This is a genomic window from Phaeovibrio sulfidiphilus (assembly GCF_014861485.1).
GTDB lineage: Bacteria > Pseudomonadota > Alphaproteobacteria > Rhodospirillales > Rhodospirillaceae > Phaeovibrio > Phaeovibrio sulfidiphilus.
This window is the reverse complement of sequence record NZ_JACZHT010000004.1, coordinates 218,219-243,182: the sequence shown is the minus strand read 5'-3', so window position 1 is coordinate 243,182 and position 24,964 is coordinate 218,219. Positions and strand designations below refer to the sequence as shown.

The 24,964-nt window shown below is 62.4% G+C and carries 25 protein-coding genes; 16 read left to right on the top strand and 9 right to left on the bottom strand.

Annotated elements, in window-relative coordinates:
- Nucleotide 1: 1 nt before the first annotated feature.
- Complete coding sequence (smc, locus tag IHV25_RS07100; protein ID WP_192534421.1) at nucleotides 2–3,652, top strand: chromosome segregation protein SMC; 3,651 nt, start codon at nucleotides 2–4, stop codon at nucleotides 3,650–3,652.
- 163 nt (nucleotides 3,653–3,815) lie between these two features.
- On the opposite strand, the gene IHV25_RS07095 is transcribed toward smc, so the two are convergent.
- Nucleotides 3,816–4,247, bottom strand: a complete 432-nt coding sequence (locus tag IHV25_RS07095; protein ID WP_192534420.1) for a carboxymuconolactone decarboxylase family protein — start codon at nucleotides 4,245–4,247, stop codon at nucleotides 3,816–3,818.
- Nucleotides 4,248–4,670: 423 nt separating this feature from the next.
- Between IHV25_RS07095 and IHV25_RS07090 the strand changes: the two genes are divergently transcribed.
- The 7 genes from IHV25_RS07090 to IHV25_RS07060 all read left to right on the top strand — a co-directional run bounded on the left by IHV25_RS07090 (nucleotide 4,671) and on the right by IHV25_RS07060 (nucleotide 11,851).
- Nucleotides 4,671–5,126 carry a toprim domain-containing protein gene (locus IHV25_RS07090; RefSeq protein ID WP_192534419.1) on the top strand — a complete coding sequence of 152 codons (456 nt, stop codon included), beginning with the start codon at nucleotides 4,671–4,673 and terminating at the stop codon, nucleotides 5,124–5,126.
- Entirely contained in the window at nucleotides 5,123–5,347 is a 225-nt protein-coding gene (locus IHV25_RS07085) for a hypothetical protein (RefSeq protein ID WP_192534418.1), read from the top strand. Before IHV25_RS07090 ends, IHV25_RS07085 begins: the two co-directional genes overlap by 4 nt.
- Before the next feature lie 91 nt (nucleotides 5,348–5,438).
- Nucleotides 5,439–5,921: a thermonuclease family protein gene (locus IHV25_RS07080; protein WP_192534417.1), complete on the top strand. Its 483-nt coding sequence runs from the start codon at nucleotides 5,439–5,441 to the stop codon at nucleotides 5,919–5,921.
- Nucleotides 5,922–6,154: 233 nt separating this feature from the next.
- Nucleotides 6,155–7,090: a hypothetical protein gene (locus IHV25_RS07075; protein ID WP_192534416.1), complete on the top strand. Its 936-nt coding sequence runs from the start codon at nucleotides 6,155–6,157 to the stop codon at nucleotides 7,088–7,090.
- An 831-nt stretch (nucleotides 7,091–7,921) separates the two neighbouring features.
- Entirely contained in the window at nucleotides 7,922–10,108 is a 2,187-nt protein-coding gene (locus IHV25_RS07070) for an AAA family ATPase (protein WP_192534415.1), read from the top strand.
- On the top strand, nucleotides 10,105–10,767 hold the full coding sequence (locus tag IHV25_RS07065; RefSeq protein WP_192534414.1) for a hypothetical protein: 663 nt from the start codon (nucleotides 10,105–10,107) through the stop codon (nucleotides 10,765–10,767). Before IHV25_RS07070 ends, IHV25_RS07065 begins: the two co-directional genes overlap by 4 nt.
- On the top strand, nucleotides 10,760–11,851 hold the full coding sequence (locus IHV25_RS07060) for a hypothetical protein (protein WP_192534413.1): 1,092 nt from the start codon (nucleotides 10,760–10,762) through the stop codon (nucleotides 11,849–11,851). The genes IHV25_RS07065 and IHV25_RS07060 overlap by 8 nt, the downstream gene beginning before the upstream one ends.
- A gap of 13 nt (nucleotides 11,852–11,864) precedes the next feature.
- Here the strand turns inward: IHV25_RS07060 and IHV25_RS07055 are convergent, their stop codons facing one another.
- Complete coding sequence (locus tag IHV25_RS07055) at nucleotides 11,865–13,199, bottom strand: DNA methylase N-4/N-6 (protein WP_192534412.1); 1,335 nt, start codon at nucleotides 13,197–13,199, stop codon at nucleotides 11,865–11,867.
- Nucleotides 13,200–13,260: 61 nt separating this feature from the next.
- Here IHV25_RS07055 and IHV25_RS07050 point away from each other — a divergent pair, with 61 nt between their 5' ends.
- From IHV25_RS07050 to IHV25_RS07015, 8 genes are all read left to right on the top strand, one after another.
- Complete coding sequence (locus tag IHV25_RS07050; protein ID WP_192534411.1) at nucleotides 13,261–13,620, top strand: helix-turn-helix transcriptional regulator; 360 nt, start codon at nucleotides 13,261–13,263, stop codon at nucleotides 13,618–13,620.
- A gap of 466 nt (nucleotides 13,621–14,086) precedes the next feature.
- A complete protein-coding gene (locus tag IHV25_RS07045; RefSeq protein ID WP_192534410.1) occupies nucleotides 14,087–14,347 on the top strand; it encodes a hypothetical protein in 261 nt (86 codons plus the stop codon).
- Entirely contained in the window at nucleotides 14,322–14,891 is a 570-nt protein-coding gene (locus tag IHV25_RS07040) for a hypothetical protein (RefSeq protein WP_192534409.1), read from the top strand. The genes IHV25_RS07045 and IHV25_RS07040 overlap by 26 nt, the downstream gene beginning before the upstream one ends.
- Nucleotides 14,892–15,090: 199 nt before the next feature.
- Nucleotides 15,091–15,351, top strand: coding sequence for a hypothetical protein (locus IHV25_RS07035; protein WP_192534408.1), 261 nt, complete (start codon nucleotides 15,091–15,093; stop codon nucleotides 15,349–15,351).
- A gap of 103 nt (nucleotides 15,352–15,454) precedes the next feature.
- A complete protein-coding gene (locus IHV25_RS07030; RefSeq protein WP_192534407.1) occupies nucleotides 15,455–15,910 on the top strand; it encodes a hypothetical protein in 456 nt (151 codons plus the stop codon).
- A 106-nt stretch (nucleotides 15,911–16,016) separates the two neighbouring features.
- Nucleotides 16,017–16,394 (top strand): plasmid mobilization protein, encoded by a 378-nt coding sequence (locus tag IHV25_RS07025; protein ID WP_192534406.1) that lies wholly within the window; start codon nucleotides 16,017–16,019, stop codon nucleotides 16,392–16,394.
- A complete protein-coding gene (gene traI, locus IHV25_RS07020) occupies nucleotides 16,391–17,767 on the top strand; it encodes a TraI/MobA(P) family conjugative relaxase (protein WP_192534405.1) in 1,377 nt (458 codons plus the stop codon). The genes IHV25_RS07025 and traI overlap by 4 nt, the downstream gene beginning before the upstream one ends.
- Nucleotides 17,768–18,271: 504 nt before the next feature.
- Nucleotides 18,272–19,855, top strand: a complete 1,584-nt coding sequence (locus IHV25_RS07015) for a recombinase family protein (RefSeq protein ID WP_192534404.1) — start codon at nucleotides 18,272–18,274, stop codon at nucleotides 19,853–19,855.
- A gap of 212 nt (nucleotides 19,856–20,067) precedes the next feature.
- Here IHV25_RS07015 and IHV25_RS07010 read toward each other — a convergent pair whose 3' ends face one another.
- The 7 genes from IHV25_RS07010 to IHV25_RS06980 all read right to left on the bottom strand — a co-directional run bounded on the left by IHV25_RS07010 (nucleotide 20,068) and on the right by IHV25_RS06980 (nucleotide 24,961).
- Nucleotides 20,068–20,499, bottom strand: coding sequence for a carboxymuconolactone decarboxylase family protein (locus tag IHV25_RS07010; protein WP_192534403.1), 432 nt, complete (start codon nucleotides 20,497–20,499; stop codon nucleotides 20,068–20,070).
- Between the two features lie 371 nt (nucleotides 20,500–20,870).
- Complete coding sequence (gene modC, locus IHV25_RS07005; RefSeq protein WP_192534402.1) at nucleotides 20,871–21,941, bottom strand: molybdenum ABC transporter ATP-binding protein; 1,071 nt, start codon at nucleotides 21,939–21,941, stop codon at nucleotides 20,871–20,873.
- Complete coding sequence (modB, locus tag IHV25_RS07000; protein ID WP_192534401.1) at nucleotides 21,938–22,636, bottom strand: molybdate ABC transporter permease subunit; 699 nt, start codon at nucleotides 22,634–22,636, stop codon at nucleotides 21,938–21,940. Before modB ends, modC begins: the two co-directional genes overlap by 4 nt.
- A gap of 6 nt (nucleotides 22,637–22,642) precedes the next feature.
- The gene (gene modA, locus IHV25_RS06995) at nucleotides 22,643–23,434 is read right to left on the bottom strand and encodes a molybdate ABC transporter substrate-binding protein (protein WP_192534400.1); all 792 of its coding nucleotides are present in this window, start codon (nucleotides 23,432–23,434) and stop codon (nucleotides 22,643–22,645) included.
- Nucleotides 23,435–23,601: 167 nt separating this feature from the next.
- On the bottom strand, nucleotides 23,602–23,955 hold the full coding sequence (locus IHV25_RS06990) for a DUF7009 family protein (RefSeq protein ID WP_192534399.1): 354 nt from the start codon (nucleotides 23,953–23,955) through the stop codon (nucleotides 23,602–23,604).
- The gene (gene mobA, locus IHV25_RS06985) at nucleotides 23,952–24,512 is read right to left on the bottom strand and encodes a molybdenum cofactor guanylyltransferase (RefSeq protein WP_192534398.1); all 561 of its coding nucleotides are present in this window, start codon (nucleotides 24,510–24,512) and stop codon (nucleotides 23,952–23,954) included. The genes IHV25_RS06990 and mobA overlap by 4 nt, the downstream gene beginning before the upstream one ends.
- Complete coding sequence (locus IHV25_RS06980) at nucleotides 24,509–24,961, bottom strand: molybdenum cofactor biosynthesis protein MoaE (protein WP_192534397.1); 453 nt, start codon at nucleotides 24,959–24,961, stop codon at nucleotides 24,509–24,511. The genes mobA and IHV25_RS06980 overlap by 4 nt, the downstream gene beginning before the upstream one ends.
- Nucleotides 24,962–24,964 lie beyond the last annotated feature (3 nt).

Here is a 24,964-nt window from a genome sequence, read left to right as displayed (position 1 = left end):
CATGCTTCACGTCGTCCGTCTCCGGCTTGTGGGCTTCAAGTCCTTCGTCGAGGCAGCTGATCTCCAGATCAGCGACGGACTGACGGGTATTGTCGGCCCGAACGGGTGCGGCAAGTCCAACGTGGTCGAGGCCCTGCGCTGGGTCATGGGCGAGACCTCCGCCCGCCAGCTGCGCGGCGGCGAGATGGATGACGTGATTTTCGGCGGGACCAGCGCCCGCCCCGCCCGGAACCTGGCCGAGGTCACCTTGCTTCTGGACAACCGGGAGCACACCGCCCCGCCCCTGTTCAACACCGCCGAGGAACTGGAAGTCACGCGGCGCATCCGCCGGGGCGAGGGCTCGGTCTACCGGGTCAACGGCAAGGAGGTCCGCGCCCGGGACGTGCAGCTTCTGTTTGCCGACATGTCCTCGGGCGCCCGCTCGGCGGCCATTGTCTCACAGGGCCGGGTGGCCGCCCTCATCGGCGCGAAGCCCATCCAGCGCCGGGCCCTGCTGGAGGAAGCCGCGGGGATCGCCGGTCTCCACACCCGGCGCCAGGAGGCCCAGTCCCGCCTTGCCGCCGCCGAGGCCAACCTGGAGCGTCTGGATGACGTGGTTGGCACCCTGCGCAACCAGCTCAACAGCCTGGCCCGCCAGGCGCGGCAGGCGGCCCGCTACCGGACCCTGTCGGAAAAACTGCACGAAACCGAATCCATTGTCCTGCGCCTGCGCTGGGTGGAGGGGCTGCAGGCCCTGGACACCGCACGGCGGGTCTACGCCGAGCGGGAGCGCGAGGCCGCCACCGCCAGCGCCGCCGCCACCGCCGCGGGGCACCGCCAGAACGAGCTGTCCGAGACCTTCCCGCCCCTGCGGGTCGCCCACGGCGAGCTCTCGGCGCGCATCCAGCGCCTCTCCCTCGCGCGGGAACAGCTGGAGGCCGAGGACCGGGCCATCCAGCAAAGCCGCCGTGAGAACCTCTCCCGCCTGGCCCAGGCCGAAAACGACGCCCGACGCGAAAGGGAGCGGCTGGCGGATGCCCGCAAGGCCCTGGCCGACCTGGACGCAGAGGAGCAAAGGCTCCGCGCCGCCCTGGACGAGTCCCGGGACACGGTGCCCCGTCTGGAACAGCGCCTGGGCGAGCTCACCCGGGACGCCGCCACCCTGGAAGAGCACCTGAGCGCCGCCACCCGCGCCCTGGCCGAGCATCGGGCCCGGGACGACGCGGAGAAGCGTCTTCTGGCCCAGGCCCGCAGCCAGGCGGAGCGCCTGCGCTCCCGGCTCGGGGACGCCCGGCGCGAGCGCGACACCCTGGAGGCCGCCACCGTCCCCACGGCCGACCTGGAGGCCGCCCGCCAGGCGACCGCGCAGGCCGACGCGGCCGCCGATGCCGCCCGCTCGGCCCTTGAAGAGGCGGAAAGCGCTCTTGGGACCGCGCGCACCACTGAAGCGCAGGCCCGCAGCGCCCTTCAGGACGCCGAGAGCACGTTCGGCCAGCTGGACGCCGAGGCCCGGGGCCTTCAGGCCCTGCTGCGCCCCGCACAGACCCGCGGCACCGCCGATGCGCCGCCCCTTGTGGACCAGCTCCGCCCCGTCGCCGGTGTGGAAAAGGCTCTGGCCGGGGCCCTGGGGGATGATCTTCACGCCTCGCTGACCGACGGCGCCGCGGTGTGCTGGCGCGACCTGGACGGATCAGGCGCGCCCGCGGGCGGGAGCGACGGTGGGGACGAGAGTGACAGTGCCAGTAAGGGGAGCGGTGACAGTAGCGGTGACGGAGCCGACGGAAAGACCCGCTCGCCCGCACTCCCGGCGCTTCCGGAGGGAACCCGCCCCCTGGCCGGACAGGTGGACGCCCCCGCGGCCCTGTCCCGGATCCTGGGCGCCACCGGGATCGCCGACAGCGCGGAAGACGCCGCCGCCCGCCAGTGGCACCTGATGCCGGGGCAGCAGCTTGTGGATCCGGAGGGGGGCCTGTGGCGCTGGGACGGCCTGGTCCGCCGCCCGGGAGCGCGCGACAGCGCCCGGGCCGCCGCCGCGCGGCTGGAAACCCGCAACCGGCTTGAGGCCCTGGAGACGCGGCTCGACAGCGCCCGCCAGGAGCGCGATGCCCTTGCCGCCAGCGCCCGGGAGGCCGCCGCCCGGCTGGAGACCGCAACCGCCCGGGAACGCACCTGCCGCGAGGCCCTGCGGCAGGCGGACCGGGAGTGCCAGCAGGCCCGGGACCGGGCCGCGTCGCTGGAGCGCCGGGCCTCCGAAGCCGGGGCGCGCCTGAACAGCCTGGAGGACACCCTGGCCCACCTGGCGGCGGACCTGGCCCCGGCCGAGGCCGAGTGCGCCCGCCTGGAACAGGCCCTGGCCGCCCGCGGGGATGACACCGCGCTCGTGACCGAGCAGACCGCCCGCAAGGCCGCCCTGGACGCGCTGCGAGAGACCCAGCGTTCGGTGCAAAGCGAGCTGGACCGCGCCCGGCAGGCGGACCACGGGCGCCGCCGGCGCCTGTCGGGGCTGGCGGGAGAGCGGGCCTCGTGGCAGGAGCGTCACGATCAGGCCACCCGGCAGGCCACCGACTTTGAAACCCGCCAGCAGCAGGCCCGCACGACGCTCGCGACCCTGGACGGTCAGCCCGATGTGCTGGCCGAGCGGAAAGCCACCCTTCAGGACGATATCGCCGCCCTGGAGGCCGAGCGCAAAAGCCTGGACGATGAGCTTGCCCGGGCGGAAACCCTGCTCCGGGAGGCGGGGCTGGCGCTGAAAGAGGCCCAGAAGACCGAGGCCAGGGCCCGGGAGGCGCTGATCCGCGCGGAATCCGCTGTCGAGCAGGGCCGGAGCGCCTGCCAGGAGGCGGCCCGCCAGATTGCCGAGAAACGGCAGTGCTCCCCCGAGGAGCTGGTCCGCAAGACGGACCTGCCCCCGGATGCGGACCTGCCGGCCCTCGAGGTGGCGGAGCGTGAGCTCCTGTCCCTGGGGCGGGAACGCGATGCCCTCGGCCCGGTGAACCTCTGCGCGGACCAGGAGGCCGGGGAGCTGACCTCCCAGGTGGACACCCTGGACCACGAGCGCACCGACCTGGTGGAGGCCATCGCCCGCCTGCGCCAGGCCATTTCCGAACTGAACAAGGAAGGCCGGGCCCGCCTTCTGGACTCGTTCGCCAGGGTGGACGAGCACTTCCAGCGCCTGTTTGCCCGCCTGTTCGGCGGCGGCAAGGCCCACCTGACCCTGGTGGAGGACAGCGACCCCCTGGAAGCCGGCCTGGAGATCATGGCCAGCCCTCCGGGCAAGCGGCTCCAGAGCCTGTCCCTGCTGTCCGGCGGGGAACAGGCCCTGACAGCCCTTGCGCTGCTGTTTGCGGTGTTCCTGACCAACCCCGCGCCCATCTGCGTGCTGGACGAGGTGGACGCCCCCCTGGACGACGCCAACGTGGACCGCCTGTGCACCATGCTCCAGGAACTCACCGAGATCACCCGGACCCGGTTCCTTGTGGTCACCCACCACCGCATGACCATGGCCCGCATGGACCGGCTTTACGGCGTCACCATGGTGGAGCGGGGCGTGTCCTCGCTGGTCTCGGTGGATCTGAAAGAGGCGGAGCGTCTGGCGGGGGAGGATCTTCCGGAGGACGACGGGACGGACAATGCCTCTGCCCGCCGACGGGAGACAGCGGCCCCGGTGGCCTGACCCCGGCCGGGCCTACCGCGAACCGGGTATCCTGAACAGTATCCTGAGGGTTTTGAAGGTGTGGCCCACGTCGGCCAGATCCCCGGCCAAATCCCCGGACAGGCCCGCCCGTGAGGGGGTGTCCGAACAGCGGGACCGGCTGCGGGCGGGGAAGCCGTGCCCCCTACTTGCGCATGCCGATGGCCAGGCGATTGAAGGTGCTCATCAGCGCAATGGTGAAGCCCAGGTCGGAAATCTCATCATCGCTGAAAAGGGCCCGGACGGGATCGCACTCCCGATCCGAGGACAGGGGCCCGGCCGCCTCGATCCGGGACTCGGCCCACTGCAACGCGGCGCGCTCGCGCTCACTGAAAAGGGCGCTCGTGCGCCAGCCCGACAGACCGTCCAGCTTTGCGGCCGGGATCCCCCCCGAGCGCAAGGCGGCGGCGTACATTTCCTCGAAACAGGGGCAGCCGTTGATCTGCAAAACACGCAGGGAGACCAGCTCGAAAAGCTCTTTTCCAGAACTGTCGGTGGCCGGAGCCGTCGCGCCCTCCCCCGAGACCGGGCTTTCGTCAGACGAAGGGGGCTGAAACGGCAGGCTAAGTCTGTACATGAGGGGTCTCCGGAACACGATGCGGGAATGCAGGCTTCTGCCGGCGAGCCATTACTACCGAACATGGGGCGTGAGGGCCAGTGCTTCAAGACTGAAAAGCCCGTTCCACGGGAACCCCATGATGGAGGGGGCCTTTTCCTCGCTGGTTCCGTGGACCGGAATGCGGCCGAAGGCCCGGCCGGACAGTCGCACCGGGACGACTCGACACAGACGGACGGACCGCCTGTATTCGGCCGGTCTGGTTGCTCCGGTGGATCCGGACGTGGCCGAACATGGGCTGTTTCGAGGCGGACACTCTCGACATCCGGTTTGACAACGTCACGGGTGATTCGGATCGCCGGGAACCGGGCGCGGAAGCTGACCATAGCTGAGCCCCCCGCCACCCCGGACGGACGGGGCCCGTCTCAAAATAACTTCACGCCCTTGCGCGACGAGACCGGCCGCCTGTGGAACGTTCAGCGCATTAACGAGACCGGATCCAAGCGCTTCCTGACGGGCGGACGCAAGGCCGGACTTTTTCACCTTCTGGACACCCCCGGCGGCGCCACCTCCCTGGAAGACCTTGGCGAACGCCCGGTTTCCTCAATCATCATCGCGGAGGGGTACGCCACGGCCGCCAGCCTGCACGAAAACACGGGCTCCCCGTGCATTTGCGCCTTTGACGCGGGCAACCTGAAAGCCGTGGCCGAGACCGTGCGCTGGGTTCTGCCGGAGGCAGACATCGTGCTGGCCGCCGACAACGACCACACGCCGGATACCAACGTGGGCGTTGAGAGGGCCACCGAAGCCGCCCGGGCCGTTGGCGGGAGTGTGATCGTTCCGCCTCTGAATGAGGCCCAGAAGGCCGCCGGCATGACGGATTTCAATGACATGACATGACCCGCGCCATGGGCCCCAAGGCCGCGCACTGGATCCGCCAGCTGGTGGAGCAGGCCCGGGAGGACGCCCGCGCCCAGGCCCATGCGCCCCAGGAGCAAAGCCGGACGGCAACGGGAACTCGTGAGCTCAAGCCGGAAAAGGCCCTTCGGAAGGCCCGGGAGAACGCGCCGGACCGGCACCGCGCTCCGGGCCGCACGAATGAACTGGGCATGACGCTCTGACACCCTCCACCGCCGTCCGGGTCGCTGGCCCGGGCGGCGCCCTGCGACCGCCCCGCCAGCACGGGGCACACCGGACGAAAAGGATCCTGTCATGAAGCACCCTGCCTCACGTGCCTGCCTGCTGGCCGTCTCCATCCTTTGTGGAGCCCTGTCCGCAAGCCCGTCGCGGGCTTCGGCTCCGGCCTCCGAGCCCGTGCGCGTCGAGGTCTCCCGAGACCGGATCTGGGTCATCGATGGCGACACCATCTCCCTGGACGGCCGGCGCCTGCGGACCCTGTCGATTGACACGCCCGAGATCAAAGGCGCGCGCTGCGCCCGGGAACGCCTTCAGGGCCAGGCAGCACAGCGGCGGCTCATCTCCCTGGTGCGCCGGGCCGGGCATATCGAGATCGTCTGGTCCGGCCGGGAGGGCAAGTACGGCCGCCCCCTGATTGATCTGATGATCGACGGAAAAAACGTCGCGGAGACCCTTCTGGCGGAGGGGCTCGCCCTGCCCTGGGAGCCCGGCCGATCTGCCTGGCAGACCCGCAAGCGCCACTGGTGCCCCGAAGCCAGACAGGAGATAACCCGATGAAAAAAACACCACATCACGCCACGAGGAAGAGTTGTCCATCGCCCGTCTGGTCGGAGTGATCGAACATGAAGGTGAGCCGGGGGCCTGCTCTCTGGTATTTGTGCTGGAAACAGAAGAGGGAGAGATAGAACACCTCACCTACGGCACACTCATGGAAGCCTTGAAGTTTGCCGGAGAACGGTCAATCCTACCGCCTCTGTCGTCAAGCTGGTGGTCAAGGGTGTCTGAATACGATGGTTGTTCACTTTAAAACCAAGGCCGGTCCGAGCCCCGTTTATGAGATTACGCCGGATAATGTGGAACGCGTCCTGGGACGACGTTGGCCGTGGCTTCAAAAAGGGCGATTGCGGGAAGAGGCCCGGCATTTTGCCGTTTGCCCTTATTGTGACAATCCGATTCAAAACGCTGCACTCTATAATCGCAATGAGAACAGTCCCCGTCCTTATGGAAGGCACACAGGAAGCCAGATTGACGGATTTCCTTTTAACCTGACGGATCTCGAACACTGTCCCTGGACGCTAAAAAACACCTCACCCAAAAGAAGCGCGAGGCGGAAACCAGGGCCTGTTTCTGAAAACCTGATCACCATGGCGATTAATGAGTTTGATCGCATCATCCTCATCCTGCGGGAGGATTTCGGTTTTTCATTCTCAAAAAAAATCGCCGAAAAGATGCTGGAGCAGTGGTTTGACGAGAAAGCCTGGCTCTATACCGCCTCCCACCTTCGCAACCTTCCCTGGATGATTGCTTACTTCGCTCCCGCGACGACACTCTTCGGACAATACGTGGGACAGAATGACGATCTGGCCCATGCAATCAGAACGAAAGTCCCCAACGCGGAGCTCTCGGCCGAGGGCCAGTTGGGAAAGGGTCAAGGGTGGTTTTTTCTCGAGATGCAGTGTCTGGACCATAAAATCAAAATGCTCAGCGACGAAACTCTCGTGGAAAGCCTTTGTCTCCTAGTCCGGGACATGACGACAACCGACGAGCCCGTTAAGGCTCCGATCATTTACGAAAAGCGGATCACTTTTGATCCGACGCGTTTTGAACGGCTCGTCAACACGCCCCCGGATCGGGCCCGACGCGATGAAGACCTGCTGCAACGGGCAGCTGTTATTGCTGCAAAGAAAGGATACAAGGCCTGTGTTGCCCCACCAGACACACGTTAAACCGGATTTTGCTACACTATTCGAGTTCGAGGATCACCGAACGGGACAAAGGTTCGGGGTAACACTTGCGACGCTTCTACAGTGCCTATGCGTGGCCGAACAGCGTTTCCACGTTCCTCCCTTTGATCCCAAATGGGCAGAAGTCTGCATCCCACCGGCCTTGCGAGCGCACGCGACCGTCCTCTGCCAGGATGATCAGGATGACTGCACGTCGCAGGCCCGGTAAACCGGAACCTGGCTTTTTCGTCTGTCACGAGGTTATCCGGACGCAAGACCCTGTCAGCGTGACAGGCCCCATCCGCGCAAGAAAACTGCGCGTCCTTCTGGAAGCTTTTTACGAACGAACGAGTGCTGTTGCGGCCAGCCCAGTCACAACCGGACCGTCAATGAGCTCTGCTAGGGAAGCCCTCTTCCGAAGAGGCCGCTGCATCGCTTGCCGCGATGATCTCTTGGAGCGGTACCTAGGACAGCCACCGCTGTTTTTTTCCTCAGAGGCGGAATACGACATCAAGCTCATAAGAGCCGGGTAGGCGCCCGCCCACCTCTCCGCCCTGTTCGTAACAGCTTGAACTCCCTGACATACGAAATGAACACCGCCCACCTCTCACCGCAGTCTGAGCTATCAGTTCTGGATTCCGATTCGGACGTCTTTTGGAAACATGGTTGGCCAAGTGACGGGGACGACATATTTGTTTTAGAGAACACTCACCCCTAAAATGGCGCGCGGCTCAAGCCAATGAAGAGCTTTCTTGCAACGGCATTTTTTTGTTGGCATTCTCACTTTTAAGATTATCGGCGAAACCCTTTGCTGACGTTGAGCGGGGTACTTACGTGTCCATTGTATTTCCAGTCCTTCGACATCTAACCGTCGACGGCTATGAGCTCTATCAACCACAGAATTCCAAAGGCATTGATCACGTCTTTACAAAAGGCGTACACGTCATTGCGGGCATCAACGGCCTTGGCAAGACTACTCTTCTGAATATCATATATCGTGTCCTGCTCGGACCGAAGGACATGAACAAGGAGGACAGGGGACTTGCCTCAACGCAGCACAAGCTGGTCGACTGGCGGAACAAGGCATATTTTCGCGCCCGCGTGAGTGACGGGGCGCGAAACGCATACGTGACTGCTGAAATTGCGTTTGGCTCGCGGATTCTGACCGTGAGGCGATCACTTGCCACGCTAGAGGTTCAGTTCCTGGCATTGGATGGGGTGCCTGAGGCAGAGGTTACGCAGGAACATTACGAGAAATTGGCAGTTGAACTGTCGGGCACAGCTAGTTACTTCGATTTCTTCGCGATCTTGCGTTTTCTGATCTTCTTTCTTGAGGACCGGCCGGAACTGATCTGGGACAGGCGATCGCAGTTCGACATGTTTCGTCTACTCTTCTACGACCGCCAGGCTGCCCGAGCTGCCGCCGAGGCATATGACGAAGTGCAAAAACTCGATAGTCAGTACCGGAACGAACGCGGCCCGATCCGCAAGGCGGCGGATGAGCTCGCCTTTTACGACGCTGCCGAACAGTCCGGCGCCGCCGCCGAGATCAGAGGCTTACGACGTGCTATTTCAGCGGCACAGGAGAAAACTGCGGAATCTGGAGGTGCGATTGAGATCGCACAGTCTGAGTACGAACGCAAAAAACTCGAACGCGAGAAGTATCGACTGGACCTTGAAGAGGCAAGACGCGCGTTCGAAGCGGAACAGGAACTCTTCTATCAGGACGTCTTCCCAGACCTTGCTTCAACAGCTGAGCACGTATTCTTGAATCTTGCCGCAGGTAATGGCTGCCTTGTCTGCGGCAACAAATCAGCTTCGGCCAATGACAGGCTAAAGAAATTTGCGGCAAGGCACCAATGCCCGGTCTGCGAGAGCCTCCCCTCACAGCAGGAAAATGTAGTTAGCCGTGCGGTCTTCAGTCAGAAACGCCTCGACCGCGCGTCAGAAAAAATGGATGGCATCCGGCACAAATTACGTCAACTCGATCAGGAACTGGAAGCCGCAGACCAAGCTCTGCGCAATCAAATTGCTGATCAACAAGAATCGTACAATGAACTGCTGAAGCTACAAAGGAAGCTCGAGACTCTTCAACGTCAGGTCGCACCTGATTTAGCCGACGTGTTGGCTACGGACGACAGCGAAACAATCGCCCTCAAACGCAAGTATGTTGAAGAAGGCCAGGCGAGACTTTCTTCTCTTTTTGCTTTACGCACCAGTGCAGAGGAAAAATACCGCACCCTTAAGGATGGGCAACAGCAACGACTTTCAGAAAAACTTGGCATAGTGAAGGCGTCATTTGCGCGTATAGCCAAGTATCTACTTGCCGAGATATGCCTGCTTAGAGAGAGCAAGGACAGTCGTAAAATAGGTCAGGAAGGAGAAACCTTCGATTTTCCGATCCTCGAAGTCACGATGACTTCAGCGGTGTTCAGTGGCAATACCAGCCCACGCGAAGACGCAACGTCTGTGTCGGAATCTCAACGGGAATTTATCGACCTCGCGTTCCGAATGGCCCTGATGGAAACCGCATCCGAGGACCATAGCCCCACCATGCTGGTTATGGAAACGCCTGAAGCCAGCCTTGACAGCCTTTTTGTTACCAAGGCCGGCGACTTGTTTCGAGGATTCGCAGCACACGGCGGCGACCTTGGTAATGTCTTCATCGCCAGCACCAACCTCAATAACGAGAACATGATCCCCGCTTTGTTTGGCGCCGACTCTGTTCCACAGCAACAGCCGGTTAGTGCTGACGACGAGCTTCTATTAGGAACGGAATTGGAGGAGGAGCGAAGTGACGCACCTCCCGTGCCCGTCGAGGAGCGAAACGCACATGTAATCAACTTGCTTGCACTGTCCCTGCCAAATGCCGCACTGCGCAAACACAGGGGATACTACGAGGAGAAGCTGCGCGAGGCTGTGTATCGTGATCTCGACCCAGCCCATCGCCCATCGGGGCCGATAGGCTCGCATGTTGCGCCGGCTACCAGCGGCACCGGTGTTGAGGCGCGCAGACCATGAGTCAGCGTACCGGCGTTCTCGCAGCAAGAATGTGGTTACTGATGCTGCTGGATGCGTCTGAACGCATCGGTATTGCACCATTGTCCGCCCAGCGACTGCACCGGCTGGTGTACCTCGCGAACGCCATGGCGCCGGTCTATGACCTGCTTACGCCCGACGGATATCTCCTCAAGTATAAACGGGGACCTTTTTTTTCCGAGGTCCAATGGGACATGGATCGCCTCTGCGCACAAGGCCTGGCGGCAGCATCCAACTTCAAGACTCAAAGAGACGGCCTTGGGTGGTGGTTCGAAGCAGACTATAACCTAACCCCGGTCGGCATGAAGGCTGTCGACAGGGCGTTGGAGCTTTCGGAGATGGAAAAAAAAGCCATTTTTCTTAGAGAAGTGGTTCGCGCCTTCGCCAGCGTCATTAAGGATGAGGCCGTCAAGGAAGAGCAGGACGACATGGTCCTCATGGACGTCAGCTATGACCGCGCGGACGATGAGAGCCCCATCGATTTTCACACCGCCTCGCATAATCTGACTGTGCTTGCGGCGGACGAAATCGCCCGACAGGTCGGCAATGAAGAAACCGCAAGCCGACGTCAGACGGTCCATGTCTATCTACGCTACCTTGACAGGGTTTGGGACATTCGACGGGAACGAGCCGGTGCCTGAGAACCATGATTCGATATCGGGTCTGCTTGATGAACAGGCCCTCGCGTCATTGAAAGACGGGAAAACCGGACCATCATTCCCGGCTTCGAACGGAGGCCTCGAAGCCACGTTCTTTAGTAAATCAAGAACTTTCTTCCGCGATTGGCTAACCAGCAAGGGAGGATGCACGGTCGACGCAGCTCCGTGCGCCATAATTCTGTCTCGTGCAATCAAGCAGGACGTAGAGAGACAGTCAGCAGAATATCTTTGGCATTACACGCCGGACCTCGACGTCAAAGTTAACGGCCGAATATTGATTGCTAGCTTTGATCTTTCTGTCGCGGCATTGGTACCGAAAGTTCACTGCACCAGCAAAAATGAAATAGCCGACACGCTTTCCAAGCTTGGGTTTGAGGATTCGGTGCACTGCGTGTTTCTCAGCGATAGTGCTGATATATGTCTATGCAAATCAGGGGTCTACGGCGGCGTAATACAAGAGAAAATCAGTCTTGAGAGACCCATAAAACTCAATTCTGGCTCACTGGACAAACATTTATGGAATTTTCACTGCAAATACACTCAGACTCCATCAGGAGCAATAAAACCGTGGAAAGGAAGCCCAAAAGACCGGATCACGTGTGATAATGCAGAACCCAGGATTAGCTCTTTGCTTGGAATACACTTGCAAGGCATTGTTGGAGAAGATAATGTCGTTATTGAAGACCATAATTCTCACGGTCGAATCGATATAAAGATTTTGAAACACGCGATGTGTAACGGATTGGGAGCTTGCGTATTGGAATGCAAGGTCCTGCGATCACGCTACGAATTAGAAAAAGTCTCTAAAAATAAGACGATTTCGCAAGCGAGTGACGGTGTTCTCCAAGCAGCTCAGTACCGAAAAAATGTGGGGGGAAAGCTGGCCTATCTCTGCTGCTTCGATGCGCGTGATGAGGATGAAGATCAGCCCCACGTTGTTGCCTTGGCCGCCCAATATGATGTCCTGCTCCGAAGATATTATATGTACTCATCGACAAAAGACCATCGAGATGCTGAGGCCGCTGCGACTGCGGCCGGACGAACGTTATCCGGCGCCGTCGAATGACCATAAGACGCTTTTAGTTTCTGACCATGTGGATCAAAGTCTCGCCAAGATCGTAAGCGCCTCCCTGCTGGGCGCTTGATCGCATTGAACGCATGGCGGACAGGTTGAAGAGCTCGAACCCAAGCTCGCGCCCCAGTTCCACCAAGATAGTCCCGACATCAACAACAACGCCGGCGTACTGGCTGTCGCCCACCACCATCATCACTGAACCCCCCGGCACAATGATACGGTGAAGCTCAGCCAAAATGGCCACCAGATCATCGAAATACGCGCGGATCATCTCCGGAATGCTTCTATTCCACATATTGGAACGCCGCGAATCAAGAGCCAGCATGGTCAAATCAAGCGTAGGCGACGACGAAGACGCTTCGAAGGAACGCTTGATCTGAACATGAGAACGCAACGTTGCCTCGCGCAGTTTTCGATTGTCTTCCGGCGTCTTCAGATAGCCCAACATCCAGAGCTCGATGTTATAGACATCAGTGTAATCAAATGAATTCGGATATGGCGGAGAGAAAAGCGAGAAGTCCGCTGGCGGTGCTTGAGTCAGTGCGATACGAGAGTCGCCGCGAAGCAGCGTGTATTCCGGGCAGGGACGTCGTCCGAAACGGACAATGTCTTCAATGGCATTCAGGAAAGCGACCTCAAACATCTGATGAACGGCAGTTGATCGGACGGTTCTGCTCTGCCAGCCGGATCTGTAACGCCGCCCTTTGCCACTGATAATAACGTTGCTCAAGGGTATCAGTGCGGAGCCAAGCAAAACACGCAACAATCGTGCGTGAGCCGGATTGTCGAGCGCCTCGATCGCTTTTCGGTAGGCCAAAATACGCTCTGCAACCTCCAGAGAGTAGATCCATCGCCCACCAACCCCTGGCGCCACAAGCGTTTTGGGGCCCTCGGACAGTTCCCGCGCGGGGTCTGTTTTATTGGCGGTCGCGTGGTCGACAACCTGTCGAAAAGAAACGAGCAGGGGCTCTATCTCATAGGAAGCCAGTTTGGCCTCAATCAGATCAGCAAGGAACGGATTCACCTCTACGGTAGTAGGGCGAATGCCCAGAAACTGCGCGGTCAGCGCGGTCGTTCCACTGCCGCCAAAAGGGTCGATGCAGGTCGTGGGCGGGATTTCAAGCTTGCTGATGGCATCGACAACTGCGCGGGGAGAAAACGCTTCCTTGAAGCGATACCACCGCTGGAATGGCAAATTGTGAGTGTCCTGGTTTGTCGATGACGGGCCAAGGAATTCATGGCGAGCGAACCAGTTCTTAGCCAGCAACGTATGACTGGAACAGAGCCTTCCGGTTAACGTGCCGACATCGGCCTCCAGCTTCTCGCGCAACATTTCCACGTTCGTGCTCCCATCTTTTATGGTATTGCCATTTATTCGATTATGCGGATATTCTTCGCATATGGCAAGGCGCACTTCATTCGATATTGGCAAAGACCTGCGGCAATGGCTTACTGATCGCGGCATGACGCAACAGGAGCTAGCCGATGCTATAAATAACGAAAAAAAAGATAGAAAACTGGTGAGTCAGAGTTGGATTAACCGCATCTGCAATGGGCACTTCAAGCGGACAACACCTCAGGTTTTAGAGATACTAGGCTATGCAAATATTCCAGTTTATGCCGAACGATTCGAGGACCCCGATGGGAAATTAGCAATCGAGAAAGCAATTGATGATGTTTGGGACGGGTCAGCTGAGAATGCGCGCGCGATCGCAAAACTGTTGCGCAGCGCTCGCGCCTTGACCCCGAAGCCTTCGTAGGGCCGGCGAAATGTGGATAGAAAGAGCTCCCAATGAGACTTCGAATGCTGCGGCGCGAGCACACCCAATAGCCGAGGACAGAGGCGCCCACTTGCCACTGCGCCGCCATTGTGGACACAGAAGCCGTAGCCAACTTCACAGCGATGTCCGAGATTGGGGCCACAGCCTACTGGAGAAGCTCACGATCCGTCTCTTTCCACTGAGCTCTTGAAGCCATGGGCACTGAAGACACACCAAAACAAGGCGGATTATCTGCGTTCTGCCACATTGTTTGAAAAACATGTGTTCGCCGCGTGGACTCGCGATACAAGCCACAACAAAGCTATTGGTCCACGCATGTCAACGCATGGCAAGACAGGTCGAAACGCCCCCGGAAGCCCGTCCGGCCCTTGCCCGGGGTTCGCAACGGTGTCAGACTCCACATATCTGCAACGTGAAACGCCGCCTCTGGAATAGGAGAGACGACATGGCCTGGACGCCGGATTCCTACATGACAAAAGAGGACTACGAAAACGCCGACGCGACAAGCCGCCTTATGCACGATCTGATCATGGCGCAGGGGAGAGGTGATTGGGCTACAGCGGGAGAACTGCTCAAGCAGATTGATATCCCAGCCGAAGCCCTGATGGCTCTCAAGAGGACAAGTGGTGCGGAGCGGATCCGCGAGCTGGGTGTGAAGACAGCAACGGCGGAAGCGAAGTATGGAAAAGACTGGCTCGACCGATGACCGCCTGAAGAGGCTTGACCAGAACCTACTTGCGGAACGCTCGGCGTGGTATCGGCACCATGCCTGTGAAGCAAAGCCCGGAGAATGGGCCCGCTGTCTTGTCCACCTGAGCAACACATTGCGCGACATCGGTAAAACGGGCGACCTGAACCTGATTCTCGAAAGTGAGCGCCGGTGTCTGGAAAACGAGAAAGCCTTCGCCGACACACCGACCTTCCGGGGCAGCCTTGAGGTCTCCCTTCTGGAGCTTGAGGCCGCCCGGCGGCTCGCACATAAGGTCCGCGACCCGGAGGTCTACAGAACTGTGGATGCGGAAGCGACCCTTCCGAAAAACCGCGTCGGCGGCCTGCCTCGAGATGAAGCCCGGCAGTTCTACCGGTCCCACGCGGCCCGGTTCGTCAACCAGGACAAGCACCGCATGATCCCGGAGGAGCGGGCCCTGATGGAACAGCGCAAGCTGAACATCCGAGCCGCCGAGAAGACCTACGTTGCCCTCCAGGAGGCGGCTCTGGGCCGGGAGCGTTCGACCCCGACAAAAGGGTAACAAGCACTGGAGCGATAGTGCCGCGCAGGGCGCCGGCGCCCGACAGTCACGGTAAGCGCCACACTGTGCTTGCACCCCGGGGCCAAGACCTTCCGGAAGCCTGTCCGGATCTTGCCCGAGGCCCGGGATGGTGTCAGACTCTCCCCATTACACCCCAACCATAGCGGGGCACGCCCCCGCCAGAACAGGAGGAACCACCATGGCCTGGACAGAGGATTCCTATTTGACCCGTGAGGAGTACGATCGCCTGGCGCCGGATGACCGGACCCTCCACGACCTTATTATGGCCGCAAGGAAGAACGATTGGGAGAAGGGCGACGAGCTTCTCAAGCAAGTTGACTTCCCGCCTGAAGCGCTGATGGCGCTGCGACGCGTCAAGGGAGCTGACTACATCCGGGATCTCGGGGTTCGTACCCAAACAGCGGAGACGAAGTATGGCCGAAACTGGCTCGAGGCCTGATTATTCCCAGACGTTTTTCAAACTGTTCCTGATTGAGGAGCAGGCAATCCGCGCGCGAGATCAGTCCGTTCAGGCACGCGCAGCGGCCTCCGCGCAGTCGCTCATGAAAGATGCGCTTAAGGCCATTGGAAAGAGCGGAGATATTGACCTTATCCTCGCAACAGAGCGGCAGTTTCTTGAGAATGAAGTCGAGAAATACGCCTCGGGCGGAACTGCGAAGGGCAGCCTTCAGGAGGCTCTGGACGGTCTGCTTGTGACCGAAAAGCTTGTGGCCAAGGTTCGCGACCCGCAGACCTACCGGGCTGTTGATGAGGCTTATACCCGTCCGCGCAGCCGCGTGGGCGGTTTACCCCGGGATGAGGCCCGGCAGTTCTTCGGCTCCCACGCCGCCCGTCTGGTGAACCTGGACAAGGCCCGCATGACGCCCGAGGAACGCGCCCTGATCCAGCAGCGCAAACTGAACATCCGCGCTGCCGAGAAGACCTACATCGCTCTCCAGGAGGCGGCTCTGGGCCGGGAGCGCCCGGCTCCGGCGAAAGGCCCGGCACTGGAGCGCTGAGCCGCCGAGCTGCGAAAAAAACGGCTCCAGACCGGGGCGCGCGGCGGAAGGGATCTCTCCGATCACGCCGGCCCCGCACAGGATCCGGAACAGGAGAGATACCCCTATGGCTACGACCCGCACACGAATCAAGGTCTCGTTCACCGACGAAGAACTCCGGCAGGTGGACGCCTTCAAGGACCAGGTGCGCCTGTCGCGCTCCGAGCTGATACGCCGCCTGGTCCTTGGACAGCCCCTCCCCAACCCGGAGCGCTTTGCCCGCGCCGAGGCTATCCGTGACCTTCTGAAGGTCAACGCGGACCTGGCCAGACTTGGCAACCTCCAGAAAATGATACTGACCGAGGGCGAGGGCAGCTTGACCGACCCCGAAAAAGACCAAATTCTGAGCCTTTGTGACGCTCTCCGGGACACACAAGCCCACATCAAAAGCCTTGTTCTCGACCTTGATGGCCTTCGCCGACGCCCGCGCGAGCAGACTTCATGATTGCCCACAAGCCCCCCCGCAAGCCCGGTGTCCCGGACAATTACCGTCGCTTGGGCCAGTACATTGCCGACGCCCCTAAGGACGGCGAGAAGCTGCGAGATTTCTGGATCGAGAATTGCAATGCGGGTACGGACTTGGATGATCTTGACCTTGCCCTTGCGGAGATCGATGCCACCCGCGCCTTTAACACACGGTCGGAAGACCGCACCTATCACCTGGTTGTCTCATTCCGGCCGGGAGAGGAGGACCGTTTGTCCTTGCAGAACCTTCAGGACATTGAACGGGAGTTCGCCCGGGCTCTGGGGTTCACCGAGCATCAGCGGGTTGTGGGCACACACACCAATACTAATAACTTTCACATGCATATTGCATACAACAAGGTGCATCCGGAACACCACCTGTGCCACTCGCCTTCATGGGATTTTCCCGCGCTTGCACGGGTCTGCCGGGCTATGGAACAGCGCTATGGCCTCCATGTTGATGTGGAACGGGACAAGGAAAAGAACCGGCTGCCGCCCCAGGCCCGGGACCATGAGGCGCGGACCTGGCAACAGTCCTTCGAGCGCCACCTTCTGGAGCACAAGGAGGCCATTCTTGAGGCTCTGGGCGCAGCGAACACCTGGCAGGAGGCCCATGCGGCCCTGGCGAAATTCGATGTGGCCTTGAGGCGCAGGGGCGCCGGTCTGGTCTTCGCCGAAAGAGACGGGCAAAAGACCGTGAGGGCGTCCTGGCTGAACCGGAACTATGGCAAGGGCGCCCTGGAAAAACGCCTGGGACCGTGGGAGCCCGCCCCCCACACAAAGGCCGGGGACCAAAGGTCACGATCCGCTGCACTCGCCGGTCGGCGCCCTGCCCCGCGCTTTCCCTTCCGGGGCCGCCCGCTGACGCGCTTTCCCGGTCAGAGCAGGCTCTGGCGACAGTTTCTCCAGGAGCGCAGCGCGCCCGGCCTGGAGAAAGGCGCCGTGCGGATCCGTTCCTGGAAAGACCACCTCATGGCCGAGGCCCACCGGGATACCCTGGCCCTTGCCATTCTTCTCGCTTTCAAGGAGAACACACACAAAGGAGTTGTCACCCTGCCTCCCCGTGCCAGACGACAACGGATAGCCGACAAGCTCCAAAAGACACTCAAGGGCGAGAAATCCACTCTCGCTCCCGTCGTTCTGGAGGCCTTTGTCGAGGACGCCCTGTCCCTCGAGGACGCCATGGCGGCACGAACGGGTCACACCGGGCCCGCTCCGGCGGACGCCCGGAGCAAGCCGCCGACACCCACCCCGGGCGCCCCAGTCCCACCGTCGTCATCACCCGGAGATCAACGCTCCGGACGTCAACAGAACCGCCCGAATCGTAATCGGGATTTCGGCATGGAGCGGTGATCGCGTCCCCGACGACGCTCTTTCGAGGCTCCTTCGGGGGCCTTTTTTTGTGCCCGGTTTCCCGGGCGCCGCGTTGAGCACCCCGGTGCGAATAAGCTCCCTGCTGGAGGCACAGGAAAGGCCGGTGGGCCCACCGGCCATATCCTGCCAGAAGGACGACAGAGAAGAATACGCGGAAAAACGGAGCAAGGCACTCCCCGAAACGGAGCAAAACGGAGCAAAACGGGGTAGGGTGGCCCCGAAACGGAGCAAAACGGGGTAGGGTGGCCCCGAAACGGAGCAAAACGGAGCAAAACGGAGCAAAACGGAGCAAAACGGAGCAAGGCGCTCCCCAAAATGGAGCAAAACGGAGCAAGGCACGCCCATTTGGGGGATAATGATATGATTTTCGCGCCAAGGGTGCGTCGATTTCTTTGCATCGTTTTCGCCTTGACCCGGCGGGAGGCACCGGCTTGATTCACAACCGTTCTTCATCACTCTGTTAAGGGCGGCCATTCTTCCCTTATGACCCTCGCCATTTACGCCCGCTATTCGTCGGACCTGCAAAACCCAACCTCGATCGAAGATCAGATCGCGCTCTGCCGCGCGTGGTTGCGCTCGGCCGGTGAGGACGACAGTGCTGTCCGGGTGTTCACGGATGCGGCCTGCTCGGGCGCAACATGGAACCGCCCTGGACTGGCAGACATGCTTGAGGCTCTCGCAAAACGTGAAATCAGTGGTATCCTCTGCGAGGGTTTGGACCGGCTCTCGCGGTCGCTCGCGGATATTGCCCGGATCTTTGAGCTGGCGAATTTCGCAAACGTCCCCATTCGGACGGTTCAGGAAGGACTCATCAGCGAGCTGCATATTGGGCTCAAAGGGACAATGAACGCTTTGTTTTTATCGGACCTGAAAAACAAGATCCGCCGTGGACAGGAAGGACGGACCCGGGCGGGGTACGTGATGGGCGGCGCGGCCTACGGGTACAGCGTGGTCCGTGGGGTCACGGACGAGCGGGGACGCTATATCAACGGGCTGCGGGAAATCGTCCCCCACGAGGCCGCCACGGTCCGCCGCATTTTTCAGGAGTATGCGGAGGGCCGAACACCGACAGAGATCGTGGCCGACCTGAACGCCGAGGGCGTTCCGTCCCCCCGCAAACCCGCCTGGCGCATCTCCACTCTGGATAATCCGTCAAAGCCAATCCGGCATGGCATCCTCAACAACCCGATTTACGTTGGCCAGGTCATTTTCAACCGCTCACGACGGGTACTCAATCCTTCCACAGGGGCTCTCTCCGTGCAGCCCAACGATCCGTCCGCGTGGGTCGTGGTGGAGCGGCCGGAGCTTCGCATCATCGATGACGCCACCTGGGCCCGGGTCCAAGAGCGCCTGATCTCTCAGAAAATCAGCAAGCCGCAGAAAAAAAGAGCCCGTTACCTCGAGGACAACCGGATCAACACCCACAACCAGCACCCGCTCACCGGCTGGGTTGTGTGCGGCGTCTGTTCCGGACCCAAGACGATCGGCAACTCAACCCGCTACGTTTGCTCCAACTATCGGGTTAGCAGGTCCTGCCGCAACGCACGGGGCGTCCGTGAGGCTGTTTTGCTTGACGAGGCCTTTCTGGCGATTGAGCGGCGCCTGGCGGAGGCCCCTCCCCTGCGCCCCACTCTTGAGCCCCTCATTATGGCCCGGTGCGGGCCTTTGGCGAGCCTGCACAAAGAGGAAACCGACGTCAAAGCAGCCATTGAAAACTACATTGATGCGATTGGCCGCGGACTGGACCGGGACCTGGTCGTTGAGCGGATCCGGGAGCTCCAGATCCGCCAGAAAGAGATCCACCAGCTCCTGCGCCGCAGCGAGATCCCCCTTCCAAGCGAGGACGACATCCGCTCCAGCCTGTATCGCCTGATTATCGGCCTGTCCGACGGCAAGGGAAACCGGCGGGCAACCCGCATCCTGTTCGAATGCACCCTGGAACGGATCGTCCTGACACCCATCCCCGGCAAGGCCCACGGCGAAACCGTTGAGGTGGTTTTGCGCTCCGACCCCGACTGGGCCACAGTCTGGGACCAGGTCATCCAGAATGCGGACACCGGCGATTAACCCGACGCGCTGAAGCCGCCCGCCGGATCTCAAGACGACCATGGCCCGCGCGTCCGATCCGGGCTGTACCCCTTCAAAGCCAGACAGCTGACGCCGGCGTCATCGCACAACGGCCGTTCCGTGTCCCCGGGCTCGCGGTTGTCCGAAGGCTGGCGACCGGGCTCCCGGACAGACGCTCCCCCCCGGCCTGACGCCCCGGCACTCCCGGGTACTTACTGCCGCATGCCAATCGCCAGACGATTGAAAGAGCTCATCAACGCTACAGCAAAGGTGAGATCCGATATCTCCTCGTCCGTGAAGTGGACCCTGAGGGGAGCGTACTCCTCGTCGGGGGCATGGGTCTCGGCCACGTTGACAAGGGACTCCGCCCAGGCCAGAGCCGCGCGCTCCCGGTCACTGAACTGCGCGCTGACACGCCAGCCCGCAAGGCTGTCCAGCTTCACCTCGGGCACACCCCCGGCACGCAGGGCGGCTGCGTGCATCTCGAGGCAGAAGGCGCAGCCATTCATCTGGGACACCCGCAGGTAAACAAGTTCCACCAGCTGTTTTCCAAGGCTGCTCTTGTCCAGGGCTTTCTTGGTCATGCCCAACCCCTTGTAGGCTTCGGGCGAGAGGGTCGAGTAGGGAAGGCGAAGTGCGCTCATGGCCAGTCTCCGAAAAAGATCGAGTAAGAGGGAAGGCAGCAGGTTCCCGGGGGGCTAACCGCCCCGGGGGCCTCAACAGTACAAACACGGGTAGGCACAACGGACACGGGCCCGGGTGTGCTCCCGTCACAGGGTCGAACCAGCGGGAGGGCGCCCGCAGCGGATCCGGACGAAAAAGCGAAAGACGATGACGCCCCCATGGAGCCCCCATGGCCGACATCCGCCCGCCCCCACAGTGCCCCCACGGTGGCTGTTCGCCCGGACCGCGTCCCATCCGGGTGGCGGCCATCCGGGTGGCGGCGCGCCCCGAAAACCGGAGGGCTCCCGCCCGGGCAGCCTCTCGCCCCTGGAAACAGGAGCCCCGCCCGCTCCTACTGGAAAATGGCGACGCCCTTGACCTGGGCCCACAGATCGAGGCCCGGCGCAATGTTCAGGGCCTGGGCCGAGTACCGGGTGATCCGCGCCAGAAGCCCCGCGCCCCCCGCATCAAGCCGGACCATCAGGCTGGCCGGTGTATCCGCATCGGCCGTTTCCACAACCCGGACCGGAAAACTGTTGATGATGGACGACCGCTCCGGCCTGTCCAGCGTCAGGCTCACATCCCGCGCATCAATCCGCACACGCAAACGCGCGCCGGGGGGGCGGTCACTGCGCTCCACCAGCAGCGTCCCGCCCGCGAACTCCAGCACCGAGAGGTGGGAGGTGACATCGTGGGCCCGGACAACAGCCTCCACAAACGCGCACGCGTCAGGCCCGATCCCCAGGGGCAGGTCCAGGCGCACAAACACCTCATCCACGGACCCGTGAGCCCGCACACGCCCCTGATCCAGAACGATGACCCGATCCGCCAGACGCGCGATCTCGTCCGGGGCGTGGCTGACATACAGAACCGGCACGCTGGTCTGGGCGCACAGGCGCTCCAGATAGGGGAGGATCCCGGCCTTCCGGGGCGCATCCAGAGCGGACAGGGGCTCATCCAGCAGCAAAAGCCGTGGCCCGCACAGCAGGGCCCGGGCCAGGGCCACCCGCTGCCGCTCGCCGCCGGACAGGGTGTCGATCCGCCGCGCCAGAAGATCCCCAAGCCCCAGAAGGTGAACCAGCGCCTCGAACTCGACCGGATCCGGCGGAATGCGGGAGCGCTTGCGCCCGTACAGCATGTTGCCCAGAACCGGGAGATGGGGAAACAGGCTCTCCCCCTGGGACACCATGCCCACAGACCGCCTGTGGGCAGGCAGGAAGACGCGTCCGTCCTGCCAGGTCTCGTCCCCGATCCGGAAGACGCCCCCGGGTGCCCGCTCCAGACCCGCGACACAGCGCAGAACCGTCGTCTTCCCGCAGCCCGAGGGCCCGAAAAGGGCCGTCACCCCCCGGGCCGGAAAGGTGGCGTTGAAGTCGAGGACGAAGTCCCCCCGGTCACAACGGAAGCGGGCCTCGATACTCATGCGCCCGGCCCCGTGATGCGCGCAAACCGGCGGTTCACCGCGAACACTCCCAGAAGCAGAAGGAATGAGATCACAAGCAGCACGCCCGCCAGGCCGTGGGCGGCCGCGTAGTCCATGGTTTCCACGTGGTTGAAGATGGCAATGGACGCGACCCGGGTCTCCCCCGGAATGCTGCCGCCGATCATGATGACCACGCCGAACTCCCCCATGGTGTGGGCAAAGGACAGGACCGCCGCACTGAGAAAGCCCCGGGAGGCCAAAGGAACCGCAATCGTGAAAAACCGGTCCAGCGGAGAGGCCCGCAACGTGGCGGCCGCCTCCATCAGGCGGGGATCCAGCGCCTGGAACGCGTTCTGAAGCGGCTGCATGACAAACGGCAGGGAATAGATCATGGAGCCGATCACCAGCCCGGAAAACGAAAACGCCAGGTGACCGAAACCAAGGCTCTCAAGGGCCCCGCCCACCACGCCCCGGGGGCCGAGCGCGATCAGCAGATAGAACCCCAGGACCGTTGGCGGCAGAACCAGGGGAAGGGCCACAATCGCCTCGAACACCGCCTTCGAGGACGAGCGCATCCGGGCCAGCCCCCAGGCAAGCGGCGTGAAGAGCACAAGCATCAGTCCCGTGCTGATCATCGCCAGCCGGAGCGTGACCCCTAACGCCGTCAGATCCGCCGGGGAGAGGAACCCGTCCACCGGAGGCTACTCCGTCTCGTAGCCGTAGCTGCGGATGATGGCCCTTGCCCCGGCGTCCGTGTGGACCCAGGCGAGGAACGCCCTTGCCACCTCGGGGGCAGCGGCGGAGCGGAGCAGGACCGCCTGCTGGCGTATGGGGGTGTAGTCCTGCGCAGGCGGCAGCCAGAACGAGCCCCTCACGGTCCCGCTTTGGGGGTCAAGAATCTGGGACAGGGCCACAAATCCCAGAGGCGCCGCCCCCGAGGCCACATGGCTGTACGTCTGGCCGATACTGGTTCCCACAACCAGCTTCCGGTCCCGGCTCATGCGCTCCCAGACCCCTGCCTTTTCCAAAATCTGACGGGCAGCGGCGCCGTAGGGCGCGGTGCCGGGATCGGCGATGGCCAGAAACCGAACCGTGTCAGGGTCCGGAACGGGGCCCTCGGGCGGAACGCTCCCCTCCTTCGGAGACCACAGGGCCAGAACGCCGACCGCGTAGGTGAACCGGGTGCCCTCCTCGGCCAGACCGGCCCGCTCCAGATCCTGGGGGCGCTCGATATCGGCCGAGAAGAACAGGTCAAAGGGCGCTCCGTTGACGATCTGGGCATACAGGGCCCCAGACGGTCCGGACGACACCACAATCCGGTTGCCGGTCAGAGCCTCCCACGCGTCGCCCAGCTGTTTCAGGGGGGCAAGGAAGTTGGCCGCGACAGCCACCCTCACATCCGCCGCAGCCGCCGTGCCCGGCCCAAACGCGGACAGGGCCACCGCACCGGACACGAGGCCCGAGCCCAACACTCTGCGAAGAAAATCTCTCATGGCGCCTGGTTCCTTTTCAAACGGCGGGCCCACCGTGTCGCACGGCGGCCCTACCGGTGTGGCGTGGCAGGCCCCCGTGGCGTGACGGGGCGGGCCCCAACGTGTCGCACGGCGGCCTTCGTGGCGTGGCGTGACGTGGCAACGCTCCCGGCGTGACGGGGCGGGCCTCACCGCGGCCTGCGGACCCGGCCCCGCGGGAAGCCCACATCGATCTCCAGGGACAGCTCCAGCGGATCCCCGTCCGGGGTGTCCGGGCGGCTGGAAAGGCCCGTTATTCTGGGATGGCGGGCCATCAGGTCTCCAAGGGCACCCCAGTCAACCAGAAGCTCCAGAGCGGTGGCGTCCACCTCCTCGAGGGACAGGACATCCTGGTCAAGAGACCGGGCCCTCAGCCGGATCTCGAGGCTGCTCCCGGACGGAAGCCGGGTCAGGGACGACACCGTCCCGCCGTCAAGAAGTCGGTCGCACTCGTCCGGATCGATCCGGAAACGAAGGCTCTGGCCCGATATGCGCAGGTTCATGGCTCTTCTCCCGTAAACGTCAACCAGTCCCCGGGCGTGTTGAGATTGACCAGCCCCTGCGCCCACTCGGCGGGCAGGGGCAACGAGGTCACCCCGGCGAAACGCTGGAATGTCCGGACGGACACGCCGCCGCGCCCCTCCTGCAGAAGCGTTTCCATGAGCGCGAGAACCCGGGCGTCCACCCTCAGCAGGAAGGGCATCGGGACCTCTCCGAAGCGCAGCACCGGGTTGCGGCCCATGGGCTCGGCCAGAAGGCGGGCAAGACTGGCGGGCTCGATCGCGGGCATGTCCACCGGCACGAACAGGTAGCGGTCATACCGGTCGCCCAGGGTCACGGGGACGCTGTAGATGCCCCCCAGAGGCCCCTGCCCGGGATACAGATCCTCGATACACCCGGGACCGCTGATGTAAACCGTCCCGAGACCGCTGGCCCGCAGCCTCTCGGTCATCCGCTCCAGAAGGGTGCGCCCCTCCAGGACCAGTGCGGCCTTGTCCTTGCCCATACGGCGCGACAGGCCTCCGGCGAGGACAACCCCGGCTGTGCGCCCCGGTGTCATGGCTGGATCGTCTCCCCGTCGGCCCATTTTTCAGGCCCGTCCTCGAAGTGCTCCAGCTTCCAGACCGGAGCGCGCTTCTTCACCTCGTCAATGAGGTAGCGGCAGGCATCAAAGGCCTCGCGCCTGTGGGGTGCCCCGACGGCAATGACAACGGCGTTCTGGCCCGCCTCAACCCGGCCGCTCGCGTGCACCACGTAGATCCTGAGGTTGAGCCCCAGACTGAGACGGGCCTCCCGGGAAATGGCCCCCACGACCCGGATAAACAGGGGCGTGAAAATGTCATAGGTAATGGCCGAGACGCGCGGCTCGTCTCCGGTGCTGCAGCGCACCTGACCACAGAAAACAAACGCCGCCCCGTTGGCCCGGTCGCTGACGAAGGCCAGCGCCTCCGAGGCATCGAGGGGCTCGGTTTCCGCGTTGCGGACATTGAGAAACGTGGCGCTGGTCATGGA